The organism is Streptomyces sp. NPDC033178, from assembly GCF_055577685.1.
This window is the reverse complement of the sequence record NZ_JBVIPT010000008.1, coordinates 351,147-366,739: the sequence shown is the minus strand read 5'-3', so window position 1 is coordinate 366,739 and position 15,593 is coordinate 351,147. Positions and strand designations below refer to the sequence as shown.

General features: G+C 69.4%; 13 protein-coding genes. 5 read left to right on the top strand and 8 right to left on the bottom strand.

What is annotated here, in order from left to right; genetic code table 11:
* Positions 1–56: 56 nt before the first annotated feature.
* The 4 genes from ACZ5VQ_RS22340 to ACZ5VQ_RS22325 form a co-directional block, all read right to left on the bottom strand.
* Complete coding sequence (locus tag ACZ5VQ_RS22340; protein ID WP_469106390.1) at positions 57–185, bottom strand: hypothetical protein; 129 nt, start codon at positions 183–185, stop codon at positions 57–59.
* A 125-nt stretch (positions 186–310) separates the two neighbouring features.
* Positions 311–3,595, bottom strand: a complete 3,285-nt coding sequence (locus tag ACZ5VQ_RS22335; protein ID WP_469106389.1) for a hypothetical protein — start codon at positions 3,593–3,595, stop codon at positions 311–313.
* 180 nt (positions 3,596–3,775) lie between these two features.
* Entirely contained in the window at positions 3,776–4,852 is a 1,077-nt protein-coding gene (locus ACZ5VQ_RS22330; RefSeq protein ID WP_469106388.1) for an LCP family protein, read from the bottom strand.
* Positions 4,853–5,122: 270 nt separating this feature from the next.
* Complete coding sequence (locus tag ACZ5VQ_RS22325) at positions 5,123–6,181, bottom strand: LacI family DNA-binding transcriptional regulator (protein ID WP_469106387.1); 1,059 nt, start codon at positions 6,179–6,181, stop codon at positions 5,123–5,125.
* A gap of 130 nt (positions 6,182–6,311) precedes the next feature.
* Between ACZ5VQ_RS22325 and ACZ5VQ_RS22320 the strand changes: the two genes are divergently transcribed.
* From ACZ5VQ_RS22320 to ACZ5VQ_RS22305, 4 genes are read left to right on the top strand one after another with little or no spacing between them, the layout of a single operon-like run.
* Positions 6,312–7,715, top strand: a complete 1,404-nt coding sequence (locus ACZ5VQ_RS22320) for an ABC transporter substrate-binding protein (RefSeq protein ID WP_469106386.1) — start codon at positions 6,312–6,314, stop codon at positions 7,713–7,715.
* Positions 7,712–8,653 (top strand): carbohydrate ABC transporter permease, encoded by a 942-nt coding sequence (locus ACZ5VQ_RS22315; RefSeq protein ID WP_469106385.1) that lies wholly within the window; start codon positions 7,712–7,714, stop codon positions 8,651–8,653. The genes ACZ5VQ_RS22320 and ACZ5VQ_RS22315 overlap by 4 nt, the downstream gene beginning before the upstream one ends.
* A 4-nt stretch (positions 8,654–8,657) precedes the next feature.
* A complete protein-coding gene (locus ACZ5VQ_RS22310) occupies positions 8,658–9,563 on the top strand; it encodes a carbohydrate ABC transporter permease (protein ID WP_469106384.1) in 906 nt (301 codons plus the stop codon).
* 26 nt (positions 9,564–9,589) lie between these two features.
* Complete coding sequence (locus ACZ5VQ_RS22305; protein WP_469106383.1) at positions 9,590–11,911, top strand: beta-xylosidase/alpha-l-arabinosidase; 2,322 nt, start codon at positions 9,590–9,592, stop codon at positions 11,909–11,911.
* Between the two features lie 68 nt (positions 11,912–11,979).
* Here the strand turns inward: ACZ5VQ_RS22305 and ACZ5VQ_RS22300 are convergent, their stop codons facing one another.
* From ACZ5VQ_RS22300 to tsaB, 4 genes are read right to left on the bottom strand one after another with little or no spacing between them, the layout of a single operon-like run.
* Positions 11,980–12,234, bottom strand: coding sequence for a hypothetical protein (locus tag ACZ5VQ_RS22300; RefSeq protein WP_469106382.1), 255 nt, complete (start codon positions 12,232–12,234; stop codon positions 11,980–11,982).
* Positions 12,231–13,334 carry a tRNA (adenosine(37)-N6)-threonylcarbamoyltransferase complex transferase subunit TsaD gene (gene tsaD / locus ACZ5VQ_RS22295; protein ID WP_469106381.1) on the bottom strand — a complete coding sequence of 368 codons (1,104 nt, stop codon included), beginning with the start codon at positions 13,332–13,334 and terminating at the stop codon, positions 12,231–12,233. Before tsaD ends, ACZ5VQ_RS22300 begins: the two co-directional genes overlap by 4 nt.
* Positions 13,327–13,824 (bottom strand): ribosomal protein S18-alanine N-acetyltransferase, encoded by a 498-nt coding sequence (gene rimI, locus ACZ5VQ_RS22290; RefSeq protein ID WP_469106437.1) that lies wholly within the window; start codon positions 13,822–13,824, stop codon positions 13,327–13,329. Before rimI ends, tsaD begins: the two co-directional genes overlap by 8 nt.
* A 20-nt stretch (positions 13,825–13,844) precedes the next feature.
* The gene (gene tsaB, locus ACZ5VQ_RS22285) at positions 13,845–14,501 is read right to left on the bottom strand and encodes a tRNA (adenosine(37)-N6)-threonylcarbamoyltransferase complex dimerization subunit type 1 TsaB (protein WP_469106380.1); all 657 of its coding nucleotides are present in this window, start codon (positions 14,499–14,501) and stop codon (positions 13,845–13,847) included.
* A 110-nt stretch (positions 14,502–14,611) separates the two neighbouring features.
* Between tsaB and ACZ5VQ_RS22280 the strand changes: the two genes are divergently transcribed.
* Positions 14,612–15,166, top strand: a complete 555-nt coding sequence (locus ACZ5VQ_RS22280) for a hypothetical protein (protein WP_469106436.1) — start codon at positions 14,612–14,614, stop codon at positions 15,164–15,166.
* Positions 15,167–15,593 lie beyond the last annotated feature (427 nt).

Here is a 15,593-nt window from a genome sequence, read left to right as displayed (position 1 = left end):
TATCTGCCGAGGTTGTTCTCGCAGGTCATGAGGCCAGGCACGCACATCGGTTCGACTCAGTCAGCGAACTCCTTGAGCTCGTCGGTCTCCAGGGTGAAGCCGACGGGGTCCGGCAGGTCGATCGCGACACCGAAGGCCCGGCTGGTGACCGAGCGGTACTCCCCCTTCTCCGGATCGGCGTACACGGTGACGCTGTTCGCGTCCCGAACACGGGAGGTGACTCGACGGTCATCAGGACACCGTCCGGCTCGGCCCACCCACGCGGGCAACCACGCCACGACCATTGCCGGCATCAATGGCCACTTTGAGGCTACGCCAGGTGCCCGACATTCCACAGGCGTACGGTGCCATCCATGCTGGCGCTGGCGAGTTGGGTTCCTTTCGAGTTGAAACTCATGGAGTAGACCTCGCCCATGTGCCCATAGAAGGTCTTCCAACAAAACGGGGTGCCGTCAGTGCGCCACAGCTCGATGTTCCCGTCGCCATACCATTCCTCGTCCGGGAACGTTCGACTGAGCGCAAGAAACGGTTTTCGTGGATGGAAGACGATCGAGGACGGGAGGGGCACATGCCCGATCCGGCGCCATTTACCGTCACGGGGATCGGGGCGCCACAGTCCGCTCCGCCCAGGCAGGTCCGATCCGGAGTTCAGGTACAGACATTCGCCGTGCGGACTGACGACCAACTCGGAATTCAGTAATTCGTCACCCTGTGGCGCCCCCACCAACGGCGCTCCAGGGCCCTCGGTGAATTCCGGCGCCACATGCAACCGCATCTGCCCATCTTTCCTGAACAGTGCCAGACTGTTTCCATGCAGCCAGCCCGTGGCCGCCACGTACAGATATCCACCTGCGATGTCTATTTCCTTCGGCTGGCCTTCCTCATCGACCCACAGCAGAGTATGGAAGTTGCCATAGCCAGCACTTCCCGACAAATAGTTGCCGCCGAAGGCAAGGTCACGGGTCGGTATACCTTCCTTCCTTAACGTGCGCCACTCCGGCTTCCCCTGCGCATTCCAGATCTTGAGCTGCTCTCTCCGGCCGACAGCAAGCACTCTGCCGTCTGGGCGAAACGCCAAGCCCTTGACATCTCGAATGACCCCGGCCCCTCTTTCCCGCCCGGTGAGACGCACGCGTCCCAGAAGCAGCTCATTCCACCCCTGGTGGCCCCGCCACAACCGCCCGTCCTCCGCACCCCAGACCACTTCATCGCTATCGGGCCGAAACACCACCGCAGTCATCGGCACCTCATCGGGATCCGAGTACACAATCTCCCCCCGATCGTCATGCCGCCCGACCAATGCCACCCCACTGCCCAGCACCGCAGCCACCCCCGCGCCGAGGACCAGACGGCGCCGCACGCCCTCCGTCACACCCGGTCGGGCAGATGCCGGACCTCCGTCGTACGTCGGCTCCCCAGCCAGGGCCTCCTGAAGGCGGATGTGACGGAACTGATAGGTGCTGTTGGACTGCTTGACGATCTCTCGTCGCCGCGCATCCCCGAGAAAGGCGAACAAGCGCCAGGGCAGTCGGCCACTCGCCGCAAGCCAGACGTTCGCCAACAGGAATCGAGGCCACGCTCGCGTCAGGAGGATGCAGAGTGCGAACGCCACCCCGGGCAGAACAAAGGGGATTCCCCAGCCGTGGGAGTCCAGGCCCAACGACTCATAGTCCTGGCGCCACTTGAGCGCCGCGGAATCCGACACATCACCCGTGCCGGGAAAGCCCGGCCAGTCTGTGAGTGCGCGAAAAGCCAGGTCTCCCGCCAACTGACCAACGTGCAGTCCCAGCAGTCCGGTGACTCCGACGACGAGTCCTCCCACCAGCGCTCCGGCCAGTGCCGACCACCGGTCCTGTGCATAGGACTTCATGGGACTTGCCTGGGTTGCCCTGGATGGAGGCGCGTTGAGCCAGTTGTGCGCGGCCAGAGCCCCACCGACCACCAGGCTCAGAGTGACGCAGACCATCAGCGACTCGGACACGTCCGCCGCGGCCGACAACGAGCCCGGCCCAGGCGTCTGTGCAAGAACTCGGAAGACGCACGTCCCGGCGGTCACCGGCACCACGGCTGTCGCTCCCAGCACGACACCGAGCCGGAATCCACGCCGCAACCGCCCGGCGGACCCCCGCAGCGAGAAGGAGAGCCGGCCCGGCGGACGGGTCCCTGCCGCATACCAGACGAGGCAGCTGATCACTGCGAAGGCGCCGCCGATGTACATGGGGACAAGGACATCATTGCTCGACAGCCCCTGTCCGAACCCCCTGGCCGCAGTGGTCCACACCACGGCCCCGATGGCGAGCAGCAATCCCAGCCCGAAGGCCAGAACCGGCCCCGCCCACACCGGCAATACCCGGCCGCTCACCAGCCACCAAGCCAGATCCCGCTCCCGGTGATCGTGCAGATAGCGGGCTAGAAACGTCAGCCATCGCCGGGCCTTCTCAGAGTCCCACCCTCCCCGGCCATCGCCCCCGTCCGGCACGTGTGGATCCGGCTGGTACGCCGCCTCGACCACCCTGCGCGTGAGGTGATCCTCCACCGCGTACCGGCAGTCGAACCGCTGCCGGTCGAGGAGTTCGGCCGGGTCACCCCCTCCGCGCTGGTAAACGAGCCGTGCCGTGGTCACTATCAACGGTGTGGACAGGGCCTCAGCCAGCGGACCACTCGGCTCGGCGCGCAGGCGGGCGAAGACTCCGTCCCACCCGGCCTCGTTGTCCGGCCAGTCCACGTCCCGCAGGTATCCGATGACGTCACGGGGCGGTACCGGGGACACCTCCACGACAGGGGCCCGCCGCAGCGTCGGGGCCCCGCCTCGGATCAACTCCTCGTACTCCACGGCACGGCACGTCACGACGACCGGTCGTTCGCCGCCGATTGCGTGATTGATGCCCCGGATGGCTCCGCGGCGGGCCGGCTCGGAGATCTCATCGAGACCGTCCAGGACAGGCAGCAGCAGCCCGTGAGCCAGTAGGGCGCGCGGAATCTCCTGGCGTCCACTGTAGTAAGGGACCGCAAGCGTGCGGACCATCCACTCATCAAGGGGCTCACACACCGGATCCCAGGTCGAGACGGGAAGCAGGACCGGGACACGTCCGCCCTGCTGTCGGACGTTCAACAGCCCCAATGTCAGTAGCATCGCCAGGACCGTCTTGCCCGCCCCGGGCTCACCGATGACGACCAGTCGGCCCTGCGGCAGCTGCGTATAGCCTTCCGCGAGTTGCCCGGCGACCGCATCGAAGCGCCCGTCAAGGCGGCCGTCCAGGTGCACACGCAGGATGCGCGTCCCGGAGGCCGACCCACGGAGTTCGTCAGCAACCGGCCGAGGTGTGCTCGTCCATGCGAGCGGCAGCACTCGCGGATCGCGCAGTCTTCGTGCCTCCGCCTCCTCCAGCCACTGCGCTCTGAGCGTGCGGGCGAGGTCGTCGGCGTACGCGGCCGGGTCGGCGGGGGCCGGCTCCTGGCGGAAGAAGTCCATGAGTGCCACGAGCAGGGAGGCGATTCCCACGAACAGACTGGCCACTGTGGCCAGTTGGTTGTCGTCGTTGCTACTGCCGCTCACCAGCATCGTCGTGGCGAGCCCGACGAAGGTCAGGCCCACGGCAGCAAAGACGGAGTCTCGGACAAGTCGGTGACGCGAACGTCGTGAGGGTCCCCGGAGCACTTCAGCATGATGGGTCCGAGGGAGCCTCGGCGGTTGCCACATCCGGCCGCCGCCCCTCGACGGGGTGAAGAGCAACCGGTGTTGCCCGACGCCCCCTCCCCACCTGCTAAATGCGCCTCACCGCAACGACTCCCAAAGCTCGCTCGCCTCCGGCTCGTTCGCGACCACCCGGTTGGGGTCGGACGGGGCCGGGAGCACCGGCATCATCACCGTCTCCGTCGTGGAGGAGGAGAGGGAGTTCAGGCTCTGGCCGAGGCTCATCAGTTCGGTGAGGGAGTTGAGGCCGGTGTCCGTGGTGAGGCTGTCGGTGAGGGCGTCGGCGACGCGGTAGAGGCGGGTGGGGTTGGTGAGGAGGTTCGTGGAGTCGACCTGGTCGAGGAGGGCCTTCACCAGTTGCTGCTGAAGGCCTATGCGGCCGAGGTCGCTCTGGTCGCCTATGCCGTGCCGGGTGCGCGCGAGGGCCAGGGCCTTCGTACCGTCGAGGTGGTGGGTGCCCGCCTCCAGTTCGAGGTGGCTGTCCTCGTCGGAGATGTCCTCGTCCGTCGTCACCGTGACCCCGCCCAGCGCGTCCACCAGATCGGCGAAACCCGCGAAGTCGATCTCGATGTAGTGGTCCATGCGGACGTTCGTCATGGACTCCACGGTCTTGACGGCACAGACGGGCCCGCCGACCGAGTACGCGGTGTTGAACATCGCGCCGTACGACACCGATGTCGAACCGCCGGACTCCCGCGGGCAGGCGGGGCGCGTGACGAGGGTGTCGCGCGGGATGCTCACGACGGTCGCCTTCGTCCGGCCCTCGTCGAGGTGGATGACCATCGCGGTGTCGGAACGGGCCCCGCCGCTGCTGCCGCCGCCGAGTTCCTTGTTCCGCTTGCCGTCCCGCGAGTCGGAGCCGAGGACCAGGATGTTGAGCGCGCCGCTCGGGAGCGGGGAGGGGGAGGCCGCGCCGTAGGGGCTCGGCGTCGTCATCGCCCTCGCCGGGCGGTCGTCGCCCAGCGCGCTGTCGATGTCGACGCTCTTGATGTTCTGGTTCAGATGCCAGTACGCCCATGCCGCACCGGCCAGCGAGACGACCAGGGCGCAGCCGAGCGCGATTCCCGCGGCCCTCAACAGCCGTGCCCGTCTGGATCGTTGCCGCCCCGCGCCGGGTGTCGCGGCGCCCCCGCCCCCGTGCTCGTCTTCTCCGCTCACAGAGAGGAACGTAAGTCCGAATTATTACAACGAGAAACCACTTCCCGGTTTTCCTAGTCAAACTCTCATATTTCGTTGAGTCTTCTCAGTTGCCACCAGGGGCGGATGGCACCCCGCACAGCAGCCCGCACCGCACCCCGCACACAGCCCACATCGCAGCTCACATCGCAGCCCGCACCGGCACCCCGCCCGGCAGCCTGCACCGCAGCCCGCCGAGAGCCCTTCGAAAGTTTCGAAGGGCCGGCCGGCGCAGCTCACGGGCCGACTCGATCACCGCGCCCCGAAGTACGCCGCCCGCCCCTCCCCTGCCGGCGCCGCCGTGCTACTGCGCACCACCAGGCTCGTGGCCAGCTCCACCCGGGTCGCCGCCGACGGGCGCTCGCCGCGGCCCAGGTCGAGGACGAGCCGGGCCGCGGCCTCGGCCATCTCCGTGAGCGGCTGACGGACCGTGGTCAGCGGCGGGCCGACCCAGCGGGCCACCGGCAGATCGTCGAAACCGACGATGCTGAGGTCCTCCGGTACGCGCAGACCCAGCTCGCGGGCGGCCTCGTACAGGCCGAGGGCCTGGAGGTCGTTGCCCGCGAAGACGGCCGTCGGACGGTCGGGGAGCTTCAGCAGCTCAAGACCCTCCCGGTAGCCGCTCTCGTGGTGGAAGTCGCCGGTACGGACGAGCGCGGGGTTGGCCGGCAGCCCGGCCGTGTCGAGCGCCGCGCGGTAGCCGTCGAGCCGGGCCCGGCTGCACATCATCCGCGAGGGTCCGCTGATCACGCCGATGCGCCGGTGGCCGAGGTCGGCGAGATGGCGGGTGGCCGCGAGGCCGCCCTGCCAGTTGGTGGCGCCCACGGACGGCACGTCGTCGCCCGGGTCGCCCGCCGGGTCGACCATCACGAACGGGATCGAGCGGCTGGTGAGCAGCGCCCGCTGGGACTCGTCCAGCCCGTTCAGGACGAGGACGACGCCGTGCGGGCGGCGGGCGGCGACCTGGTCGGCCCAGGTGCGCCCTGGCGTGAGGCGGCCCGCGCTCTCGGAGAGGACCACGCTCAGCCCCTCGTCCCGCGCCACGTTCTCCACGCCCCGGATGACCTCCATCGCCCACGCGCTCTCCAGTTCGTGGAAGACCAGGTCGATCAGCGGCGACCGGGACGCCTCGGCCCGGCGGCGCCGGTAGCCGTGGTTGCGCAGCAGCTCCTCGACCCTGGTGCGGGTCGAGGGGGCCACATCGGCACGGCCGTTGAGCACCTTCGAAACAGTCGGAGCGGAGACTCCCGCCTCGCGGGCGATCTCGGCGAGTGTCGCCGACTGGGCTACAGCGGGATTCGGGCGAGTCATGGACCGGATCGTATCCCTGCGCAACCTCTTGACGAAGCCCTTCGGCAGCCATACGTTCCCGGAACATTCGAAGTGTCTTCCGAAACATTCGTCTCGCGAGTCCAAAACGAGTACAAAAAGAGGTGCTGTCATGGAGTCGATCAGCGGGCGGTCCAACGGCGGACGGCCCACGGGCGGGCAGCCCACGGGCGAGAGCCCCGGGAGCCTGGGCGGCGGGACGTTCGACAGCAGGACGTTCAGCAGGCGCTGGGTCCTCGGCGCCGGTGCCACCACCCTGCTCACCACTGGTCTGACCGCCTGCGGCTCCGGCGACGGTTCCGGCGGGGGCAGCAACACGATCACCGCCATGGTGTACGGGGACGACGCGGTGAAGGTCCAGACGGCGGCCGTCGACCGTTTCAACAAGTCCGCCGCGAGCAAATCGGCCAAGGGCAAGGTGAAACTGGAGAAGGTCCCGGGCTCGGACTACTCGGCCAAGCTGCGCACGGCGATGGGCTCCCCGAGCGCCCCCGACGTCTTCTTCAACTGGGGCGGCGGCTCCATCAAGGCGTACCAGGAGGCCAACCAGCTCATCGATCTGACCGAGACCATCGAGGGCGACCCCGTCCTGAAGGGCGGTTTCCTGCCCTCCGTGCTCGCGGCCGGCGGACTCGGCGGCCGCAACTACGGCATACCGATGCGCGGCATGCAGCCGGTCATCCTCTTCTACAACAAGTCCGTCTTCGCCGAGCACAAGCTCCAACCGCCCACCACCTGGGCCGAGTTGCAGGACATCAACGCCAAGCTGAAGGCCGCGAGGATCACCCCGTTCGCGCTCGGCGGCGCCGACACCTGGACCGAGCTGATGTGGCTGGAGTACCTCGTCGACCGCATCGGCGGCCCCGAGGTCTTCGCGAAGATCCAGGGCGGCGACGCGTCCGCCTGGGGCGACCCGGCCGTCCTCAAGGCCGCCGAGACCGTCAAGGAACTCATCGACGACGGCGCGTTCGGCTCGAAGTTCAGCTCGGTGTCGTACGTCAACGGCGGCGCCCCGGCCGTCTTCGCCAAGGGCAAGGCGGCGATGCACCTGATGGGCTCGTGGGAGTACTCGACGCAGCTCGGCAAGTTCCCGTCCTTCGCGAAGAACAACCTGGGCTGGTGCGCGTTCCCCACGGTCGAGGGCGGCACGGGCGACATCCGCAACGTCGTCGGCAACCCCACCAACTACTGGTCCGTCAACGCCCGTACGCAGAACAAGGACGCCGCGATCGCCTTCCTGAAGGACTGCGCCTCGGAGGCGTACGCGAAGGCTCTGGTGGCCAACGGCGACATCCCGACGACCGCCAACGCGGCCAAGCTGCTGGAGGCCTCACCCAACCCGGAGTTCGCCACGTTCCAGTACGAGATGGTCGAGAAGGCGCCCGCCTTCACGCTCTCCTGGGACCAGGCGCTGGGCGCGGACATCGCGACCCCGATGCTCACCGAGATCAACAAGCTGTTCGTCGGGAAGTCCTCGCCGAGCCAGTTCGTGTCCGCGCTCAAGGAGCTGAAGTGAGCGCACCGAGCCCGACGAGCCCGACGAAGGCCCGCCCCACCGAACCGACAGCCACCACGTCCGCCCCGCCCGCCAGGTCGTCCAAGTCCTCCACGGTCGGCCGCCCGCACGCCGCCTGGGCCCTGCCCGGCGTCCTGTTCTTCGCGTTCTTCGCCGTGGTCCCGATGGGCCTGGCCTTCTACCTCTCCTTCACCAGCTGGGACGGCCTGGGCGACCCGCAACCCGTCGGCCTGGACAACTGGCAGAAGCTGATCAACGACGACCGGATGGTCCAGTCCCTGTGGCTCACCGTCCTGCTGACGGCGGCGAGCTGGGTCTTCCAGACGGTGATCGCCCTCCTGCTCGGTGTCTGGGCGGCGGGCCGCCAGCGCAACCGGGCGATCCTCTCCGCGATCTTCTTCGTGCCGTTCCTGCTCTCCTCGACGGCGATCGCGCTGCTCTTCTACGCCCTGCTCGACCCGAACTTCGGCATCATCCAGAAGAACATCCTGGGCTCCTCCAACGGCGCGTTCCTCGCGATCGTCTTCGTCGGCGGCTGGCAGTTCATCCCCTTCCACACCCTGATCTACCAGGGCGGGGCCCGCCAGATACCCGAGGTGCTCTACCAGGCGGCGGCGATCGACGGGGCGGGCCGCTACCGCCAGTTCTTCTCGATCACGCTCCCGCAGCTGCGGCACACCGTCACGACGTCCACCGTGCTGCTGGTCGTCGGCTCGCTCACGTACTTCGAGACCGTGCTGATCCTCACCAAGGGCGGCCCGGGCACGGACACGGCGATCCTGCCGTACCTGATGTACGAGGCGGGCTTCAAGAGCTACGACTTCGGCTACGCGAGCGCCATCGCGTCCTTCCTGGTGGTGGCCGCCACGGGGCTGTCCCTGATCCTCGTGCGGCTGACCGGCTTCGGCAGCATGCGCAGCACCCGCGAAGGGATGTGACGGAGTGTCACACGATACGTTGCCCCGTCCGCGTCCCGCGAAGACCGAGGAGCGTCCCACGCCACCGCCCCCGCAACGCCGCCGCAAGCACTGGACCAGGCGCGGCAACCCCGTCTCGGGCCTCGGCTCGGTCATCTGGCTCGCGATCGTCCTCGTCCCGATCTACGCGATGCTGTCGGCCTCGCTCACCAGCCAGGACAAGGCACTCACCGGCAACCCGCTGAACCCGCCCACGAGTCCGACGCTCGACAACTACAACACCGTGCTGAACAGCGGCTTCGGCCATCTGCTCAGCAACACCGCGATCGTGGCCGTCTCGGTCGTGGCCATCGTCCTCGGCCTGTCCGTGCCGATCGCGTACGTCGCCGTCCGCACCCGCAACCGCTGGTCGGGCCTCGCCTTCCGGCTGTTCCTCCTCGGCGTGGCGATCCCGGCCCAGGCGGTCGTGGTCCCCCTCTACCTCCTGATCGCCAAACTCAACCTGTACGACAGCCTGTTGGCGGTCATCCTGCCGACCGCGGCCTTCGCGATGCCGGTCTCGGTCCTCGTCCTCGTCGGCACCCTGCGGGACGTCTCGGAGGACCTGTACGAGGCGATGGCCCTGGACGGCGCCTCCCCGCAGCGGATGCTGTTCCAGCTCGCCGTCCCGCTGGCCAAGGGCGGCATCAGCACCGTCGTCATCTTCGCGGCGCTCCAGGCCTGGAACGGCTTCCTCTTCCCGCTGATCTTCACCCAGTCCGACGGCCCACGCGTCCTGACCCTCGGACTCTTCAACTACGTCAGCCAGTTCGGCGTGAACATCCCCGCCCTGCTCGCCTCGGTAGTCCTCTCCGGCATCCCCATCTTCGCCGTGTACCTGGTCGCCCGCCGCGCCCTGGTCGGCGGTCTGATGGGAGTCGGCGGCAAATGAACCCCCTAGACCCCGACAGGAGTTTCATGACCACCGCCCCCTGGCGTGATCCCGCCCTGCCCGCCGAGGCCCGGGTCGACGACCTGCTCGCCCGGATGACCCTGGAGGAGAAGACCGCCCAGCTGTACGGCGTGTGGGTGGGCGCCGCCACGGACGGCGACGGAGTCGCCCCGAACCAGGACGAGATGGCCTCGGACTTCGACTGGGACGAGCTGATCCCCCACGGCCTGGGCCAGCTGACCCGCTCCTTCGGCACGTCCCCCGTGGACCCGGCGCTCGGCGCGCAGGCACTGGCCCGCGCCCAGCGCCGCATCGCCGAGGCCGGCCGCTTCGGCATCCCGGCCGTCGCCCACGAGGAGTGCCTGGCGGGCTTCACCGCCTGGGGCGCCACCGCGTACCCGGTCCCCCTGGCCTGGGGCGCCACCTTCGACCCGGACCTGGTCGAGGAGATGGCCCACCGCATCGGCCGGGACCTCGCCTCCGTCGGCGTCCACCAGGGCCTCGCCCCCGTCCTGGACGTCGTACGGGACCCGCGCTGGGGCCGCGTCGAGGAGACCATCGGCGAGGACCCCTACCTGGTCGGCACGATCGGCGCGGCCTACGTCCGCGGCCTGGAGTCCGCCGGAATCGTCGCCACGCTCAAGCACTTCGCCGGGTACGCGTCCTCCGCGGGCGCCCGCAACCTCGCCCCCGTACGCGCGGGTGTGCGCGAGTTCGCCGACATCACCCTGCCGCCGTTCGAGTTCGCGCTGCGCGAGGGCGGGGCCCGCTCGGTGATGGCCGCGTACACCGACACGGACGGCGTGCCCGCGTCCTCGGACCCGCATCTGCTGACCGAACTCCTGCGGGAGCAATGGCAGTTCACGGGCACGGTCGTGTCCGACTACTACGGCGTCGGCTTCCTGGAGACCCTGCACCGGGTCGCGGGCACGAAGGCGGAGGCCGGCCACGCGGCCCTGGCGGCCGGCATCGACGTCGAACTCCCCACCCTCCGCTGCTACGGCGACCCGCTGGTCGAGGCGGTACGCGCGGGCACGATCCCGGAGTCCCTGGTGGACCGGGCGGCGGCCCGGGTCCTGCGCCAGAAGTGCGAACTGGGCCTGCTGGACGAGGACTGGACCCCCGAGCCGACGGGCCCGATCGACCTGGACTCGACCGCGAACCGCATGCTGGCCCGCCGCCTCGCCGAGGAATCCGTCGTCCTGCTCTCCAACCCGGACGGCCTGCTCCCCCTCGCCCCCGACACCCGGATCGCCGTGGTCGGCCCGCGGGCGGCCGACGCCCTGGCCATGCTGGGCTGCTACTCGTTCCCCTCGCATGTGGGCATCAACCACCCCGACCAGCCGATGGGCATCGAGATCCCCACTCTCCTGGAGTCCCTGCGCACCGAACTCCCCGACGCCAAGGTCACGTTCACCGAGGGCTGCGACACCACGGACCCGGACACCTCGGGCTTCGCGGAGGCGGTGGCACGCTCCGCCGAGGCGGACGTCTGCGTGGCGGTACTCGGCGACCGGGCGGGCCTCTTCGGCAGGGGCACATCGGGCGAGGGCTGCGACGTCGGCGACCTCCAACTCCCGGGCGTACAGGCCCGGTTGCTGGACACACTCACCGCCACCGGCACCCCCGTCGTCCTGGTCCTGCTCACCGGCCGCCCGTACGCGCTCGGCCGCTGGCACGGCCAACTGGCCGCCTCCGTCCAGGCGTTCTTCCCGGGGGAGGAGGGCGGCCCGGCAGTGGCAGGAGTGCTGTCGGGCCGCGTGAACCCCTCGGGCAGGCTCCCCGTGAGCGTCCCGCAAGAGCCCGGCGGCCAGCCGTGGACCTACCTCCAGCCCCCACTGGGCCTGGCCGGCACGGTGAGCAACCTCGACCCGACCCCCCTCCACCCCTTCGGCCACGGCCTGGGCTACACGGACTTCGCCTGGGAGGACATCGAGGACGGGGCGAAGGACGGGGAGGCGACGGAGATCGGCACGGACGACTCGTACGACGTATCGGTCACGGTCCGCAACACGGGCCCCCGAGAAGGCACGGAGGTGGTCCAGCTCTACCTCCACGACCCGGTGGCCCGCGTAACCCGTCCCGACGTCCGCCTGATCGGCTACCACCGCCTCACCCTGCCCCCCGGCAGGGCCCGCCGCATCACGTTCACCTTCCACCCGGACCTGTCGGCCTTCACGGACGGCAAGGGCCAACGGGTAGTGGAACCGGGCGCTCTGGAACTCCGCCTGTCCAAGTCCAGCGCAGACACACGACACACGACACACATCACCCTGACGGGCCCGGAACGAATTCTGGGCCCAAACCGCCGCCTACGCTGCGCTTCAAGGGAAACGGAGGCGCCCTAGGGGCGCGGGGAACGGCGCAATCTTTTGTCTTTCAGGGGCACGGGGAACGGCGTTACCAGCCCGCCCCCCTATCCGTCGAGGGACTCGAACCGCCACCGATGAACCGCCCGCGCAACCAACTCCCCAGCCGGCTCCGGCAATTCAGGCAGCTCATCCTCATACGCGGCATCCCACCACGTAATGACGAGCACCCGATCCCCCGGAGCCCGCAGGACCTCCCGACGCAGGGGCCGCGCCGGGAGGTCCTGCCCCCTCACCCAAGCAAGCAGTTCCTCCCCGCGCCCCTCAGCGGCCCGCGCCTCCCACATCAACGCAACAGTCATGAGTACAGATTGCCCTTGCTGACCTCATGCACATGATCATGATCGTGTGCATGTGAGTGACCGGGCACATGCGTGTCAGTCACCGGCAACGACGAATCCGCAGACAGATCCCAATCGGAGGCGGCCCGCCCCCGGGCAACCATCTCCGCCCCCAGCGCGGCAACCATCGCCCCGTTGTCCGTGCACAACTTCGGCCGCGGCACCCGCAGCCGAATCCCCGCGGCCTCGCACCGCTCCTGCGCAAGCACCCGCAGCCGCGAGTTCGCGGCGACTCCCCCACCGATCATCAGGTGGTCGACACCCTCGTCACGACAGGCCCGTACGGCCTTGCGCGTCAGCACGTCGACGACGGCCTCCTGGAAGGACGCGGCCACATCCCGCACCGGCACATCCTCCCCGGCCGCCCGCTTGGCCTCGATCCACCGCGCCACGGCGGTCTTCAGCCCGGAGAACGAGAAGTCGTACGCGGGGTCGCGCGGCCCGGTGAGCCCGCGCGGGAAGGCGATGGCACCCGGGTCCCCCTCCTTGGCGTACCGGTCGATGACCGGCCCGCCGGGGAACCCGAGGTTCAGCACCCGCGCGATCTTGTCGAAGGCCTCGCCGGCCGCGTCGTCGATGGTCGCGCCCATCGGCCGTACGTCACTCGTGATGTCCGAGGACAGCAGCAGCGAGGAGTGCCCGCCGGAGACGAGCAGCGCCATGGTCGGCTCGGGCAGCGCCCCGTGTTCGAGCTGGTCCACGCAGATGTGCGAGGCGAGGTGGTTGACCCCGTACAGCGGCTTGCCCAGCGCGTACGCGTACGCCTTCGCCGCCGACACCCCGACGAGCAGCGCGCCCGCGAGCCCGGGGCCGGCGGTGACGGCGATCCCGTCCAGGTCCTTCGCGCTGACGCCCGCCTCCTTCAGCGCCCGCTCGATGGTGGGGACCATCGCCTCCAGGTGCGCACGGGACGCGACTTCGGGCACCACACCGCCGAAGCGCGCGTGCTCGTCGACGCTGGACGCGATCGCGTCCGCGAGCAGGGTCCTGCCGCGGACGATGCCGACGCCGGTCTCGTCGCAGGAGGTCTCGATGCCGAGGACGAGCGGTTCGTCAGCCATTGATCTCGGTTCCTTGTGCGGATACGGATGTCGAAGGGTCGTTGAGTCGCATGACGAGCGCGTCCACGTTCCCCGGCTGGTAGTAGCCGCGCCGGAAACCGATGGCCTCGAAGCCGAAGCGCTCGTACAGCTTCTGGGCACGGACGTTGTCGACGCGGCATTCGAGCATCACCTCGGCGCACTCGAACGCGGTCGCGGCCCGCAGCAGTTCGGTCAGGATCTGCGCGCCGAGGCCGGTGCCCCAGTGCTCCCGGGCGACGGCGATGGTCTGCACGTCACCGACGTCCCCGGCCGCGGCGAGCCCGCCGTACCCCACGATCCGCGCACCGCCTCCGGTCTCGGAGGGGATCTCGGCCACGACGTACCGCCGAGTCGCCCCCGGCCCCCGCGCATGGGCCAGGTCCGACCAGAACATGCCCCGCGACCAGGCGTCCTCGGGGAAGAGGTCCTTCTCCAGCTCCAGCACGGGCTCGATGTCCCACCAGCGCATCTCACGCAGCACCGCGGTCGTCACTTGGGGGTGACCACCTTGTAGTTCTTGGGCACCTGGGCGTCCGGCCGGCGCAGATAGAGGGGCCGAGGCGCCTCCAGTTCCTCGCCCGCGGCCAGCCGTTCCGCCGCCAGGGACGCGAGCGCGGCAGCCGAGACGTGCTCGGGCTCGCGCGCGTCCGGGAAGGTGTCGGGGTAGAGCAGGGCACCCGCGCCGACGGCGGGCAGCCCGCCGATGTCCAGCTCGCCCGGCCGGTCGACGGCGGGCTCGGTGACCCGGGTGCGCGAGTCGGCGTACCGCGCCCAGTAGACCTCTTTGCGCCGGGCGTCGGTAGCCACGACGAAAGGCCCGTCGGCAATGGTGCCGTCGGCCGCGTACGCGAGACCGTCGAGCGTGCACAGTCCGTGTACGGGGATGCCGAGCGCGAGCCCGAAGGTGTCGGCGGTCATCAGACCGACGCGCAGCCCGGTGTACGGGCCGGGGCCCACACCGACCACGATGCCGGTGACGGCGTCGAGCCGGAGCCCGGCCTCGGCGAGCACCCGGTCGACGGCCGGCAGGAGCAACTCCCCGTGCCGGCGCGCGTCCACCTGACTGGAGGCGGCGATGACGGACGTCCCGTCGTGCAGCGCGACGGTGACTGCGGGGGTGGCGGTATCCAGAGCGAGCAAGAGCACGCGAACAGCCTACGGCGCCCGGGCTCGGAGCACGGCCGCCCCAATCCATAGCAGACCTGCTGCTAACGTCACAGAAGTCATAAATGCCGTACGAGAGGTGGGCACCCAAGGTGGTTCGGAGCAGCTCGGGAATCGTGGCCGGGCTCACCACGGCGGCGCTCGCCGCGATCGGCTTCCTCGCCTACCAGGCGTCGGCGGACGTGCCGGGCGGCCTGGGCTCCTCCCGCCCCGCCGACTCCTCGAAGACCGCGGCCGCCAAGGCCCCCCGGGACAAGCAGCACCCGACGGCACTGCCCTCCGCGTCGGGCACGGGACGACGGGTCGTCTACTCGGTGGACGACGATCGCGTCTGGCTCGTCGGGGCGGGTGACCGGGTCAAGCGGACGTTCAGGGTGACCCCCGGAACGGTGGATCCCACGCCCGACACATACGTCGTCACCTCCCGCTCCGGCAAGATCACCGGCTCGGACGGCATCGCCGTGGAACACGTCGTCCGCTTCACCAACGTCTCCGGCATCGCCATCGGCTTCAGCGCCGCGGTGGACGGCTCGACCTCCGCCCCCGCCCCCTCCAAAAAACTAGGCGGCATCCGCGAATCCCGCGAGGACGGCACAGCCATGTGGGAATTCGCCATCATCGGCACAAGGGTCACAGTGATCAAATAGCGCAACACCAACGCCCCATCAGGGGCGCGGGGAACGGCGCAGTCTTTTGTCTTTTCAGGGGCGCGGGGAACGGCGCAATCTTTTGTCTTTCAGGCGCGCGAGGAACGGCGCGCTCCTCAGGGGCGCGGGGAACTGCGCAATCTTTCAGGGGCGCGAGGAACGGCGCGACCAGCCACGACGCACCCGCAGAGTCCGAACAGGCCTACGCGGCACGCCGCCGCTCCTCCCGCACCGGCGAAGCCGGTGGAGTCGGCGGCGTGGAAACCGCCCGCGCAAACACCCCTGCCGCAAGCAACTCCCGCATCGACACCCCGGCCACCCCAGAGGGCTCCCGCTCCACAGGAACCCGCGGACGCGACACGTCACGTTCAGACGTCGCCATGGCGGCCTCCTAAGCGTCTCCGGGAGCAGACGTGGTTAGGTAGAC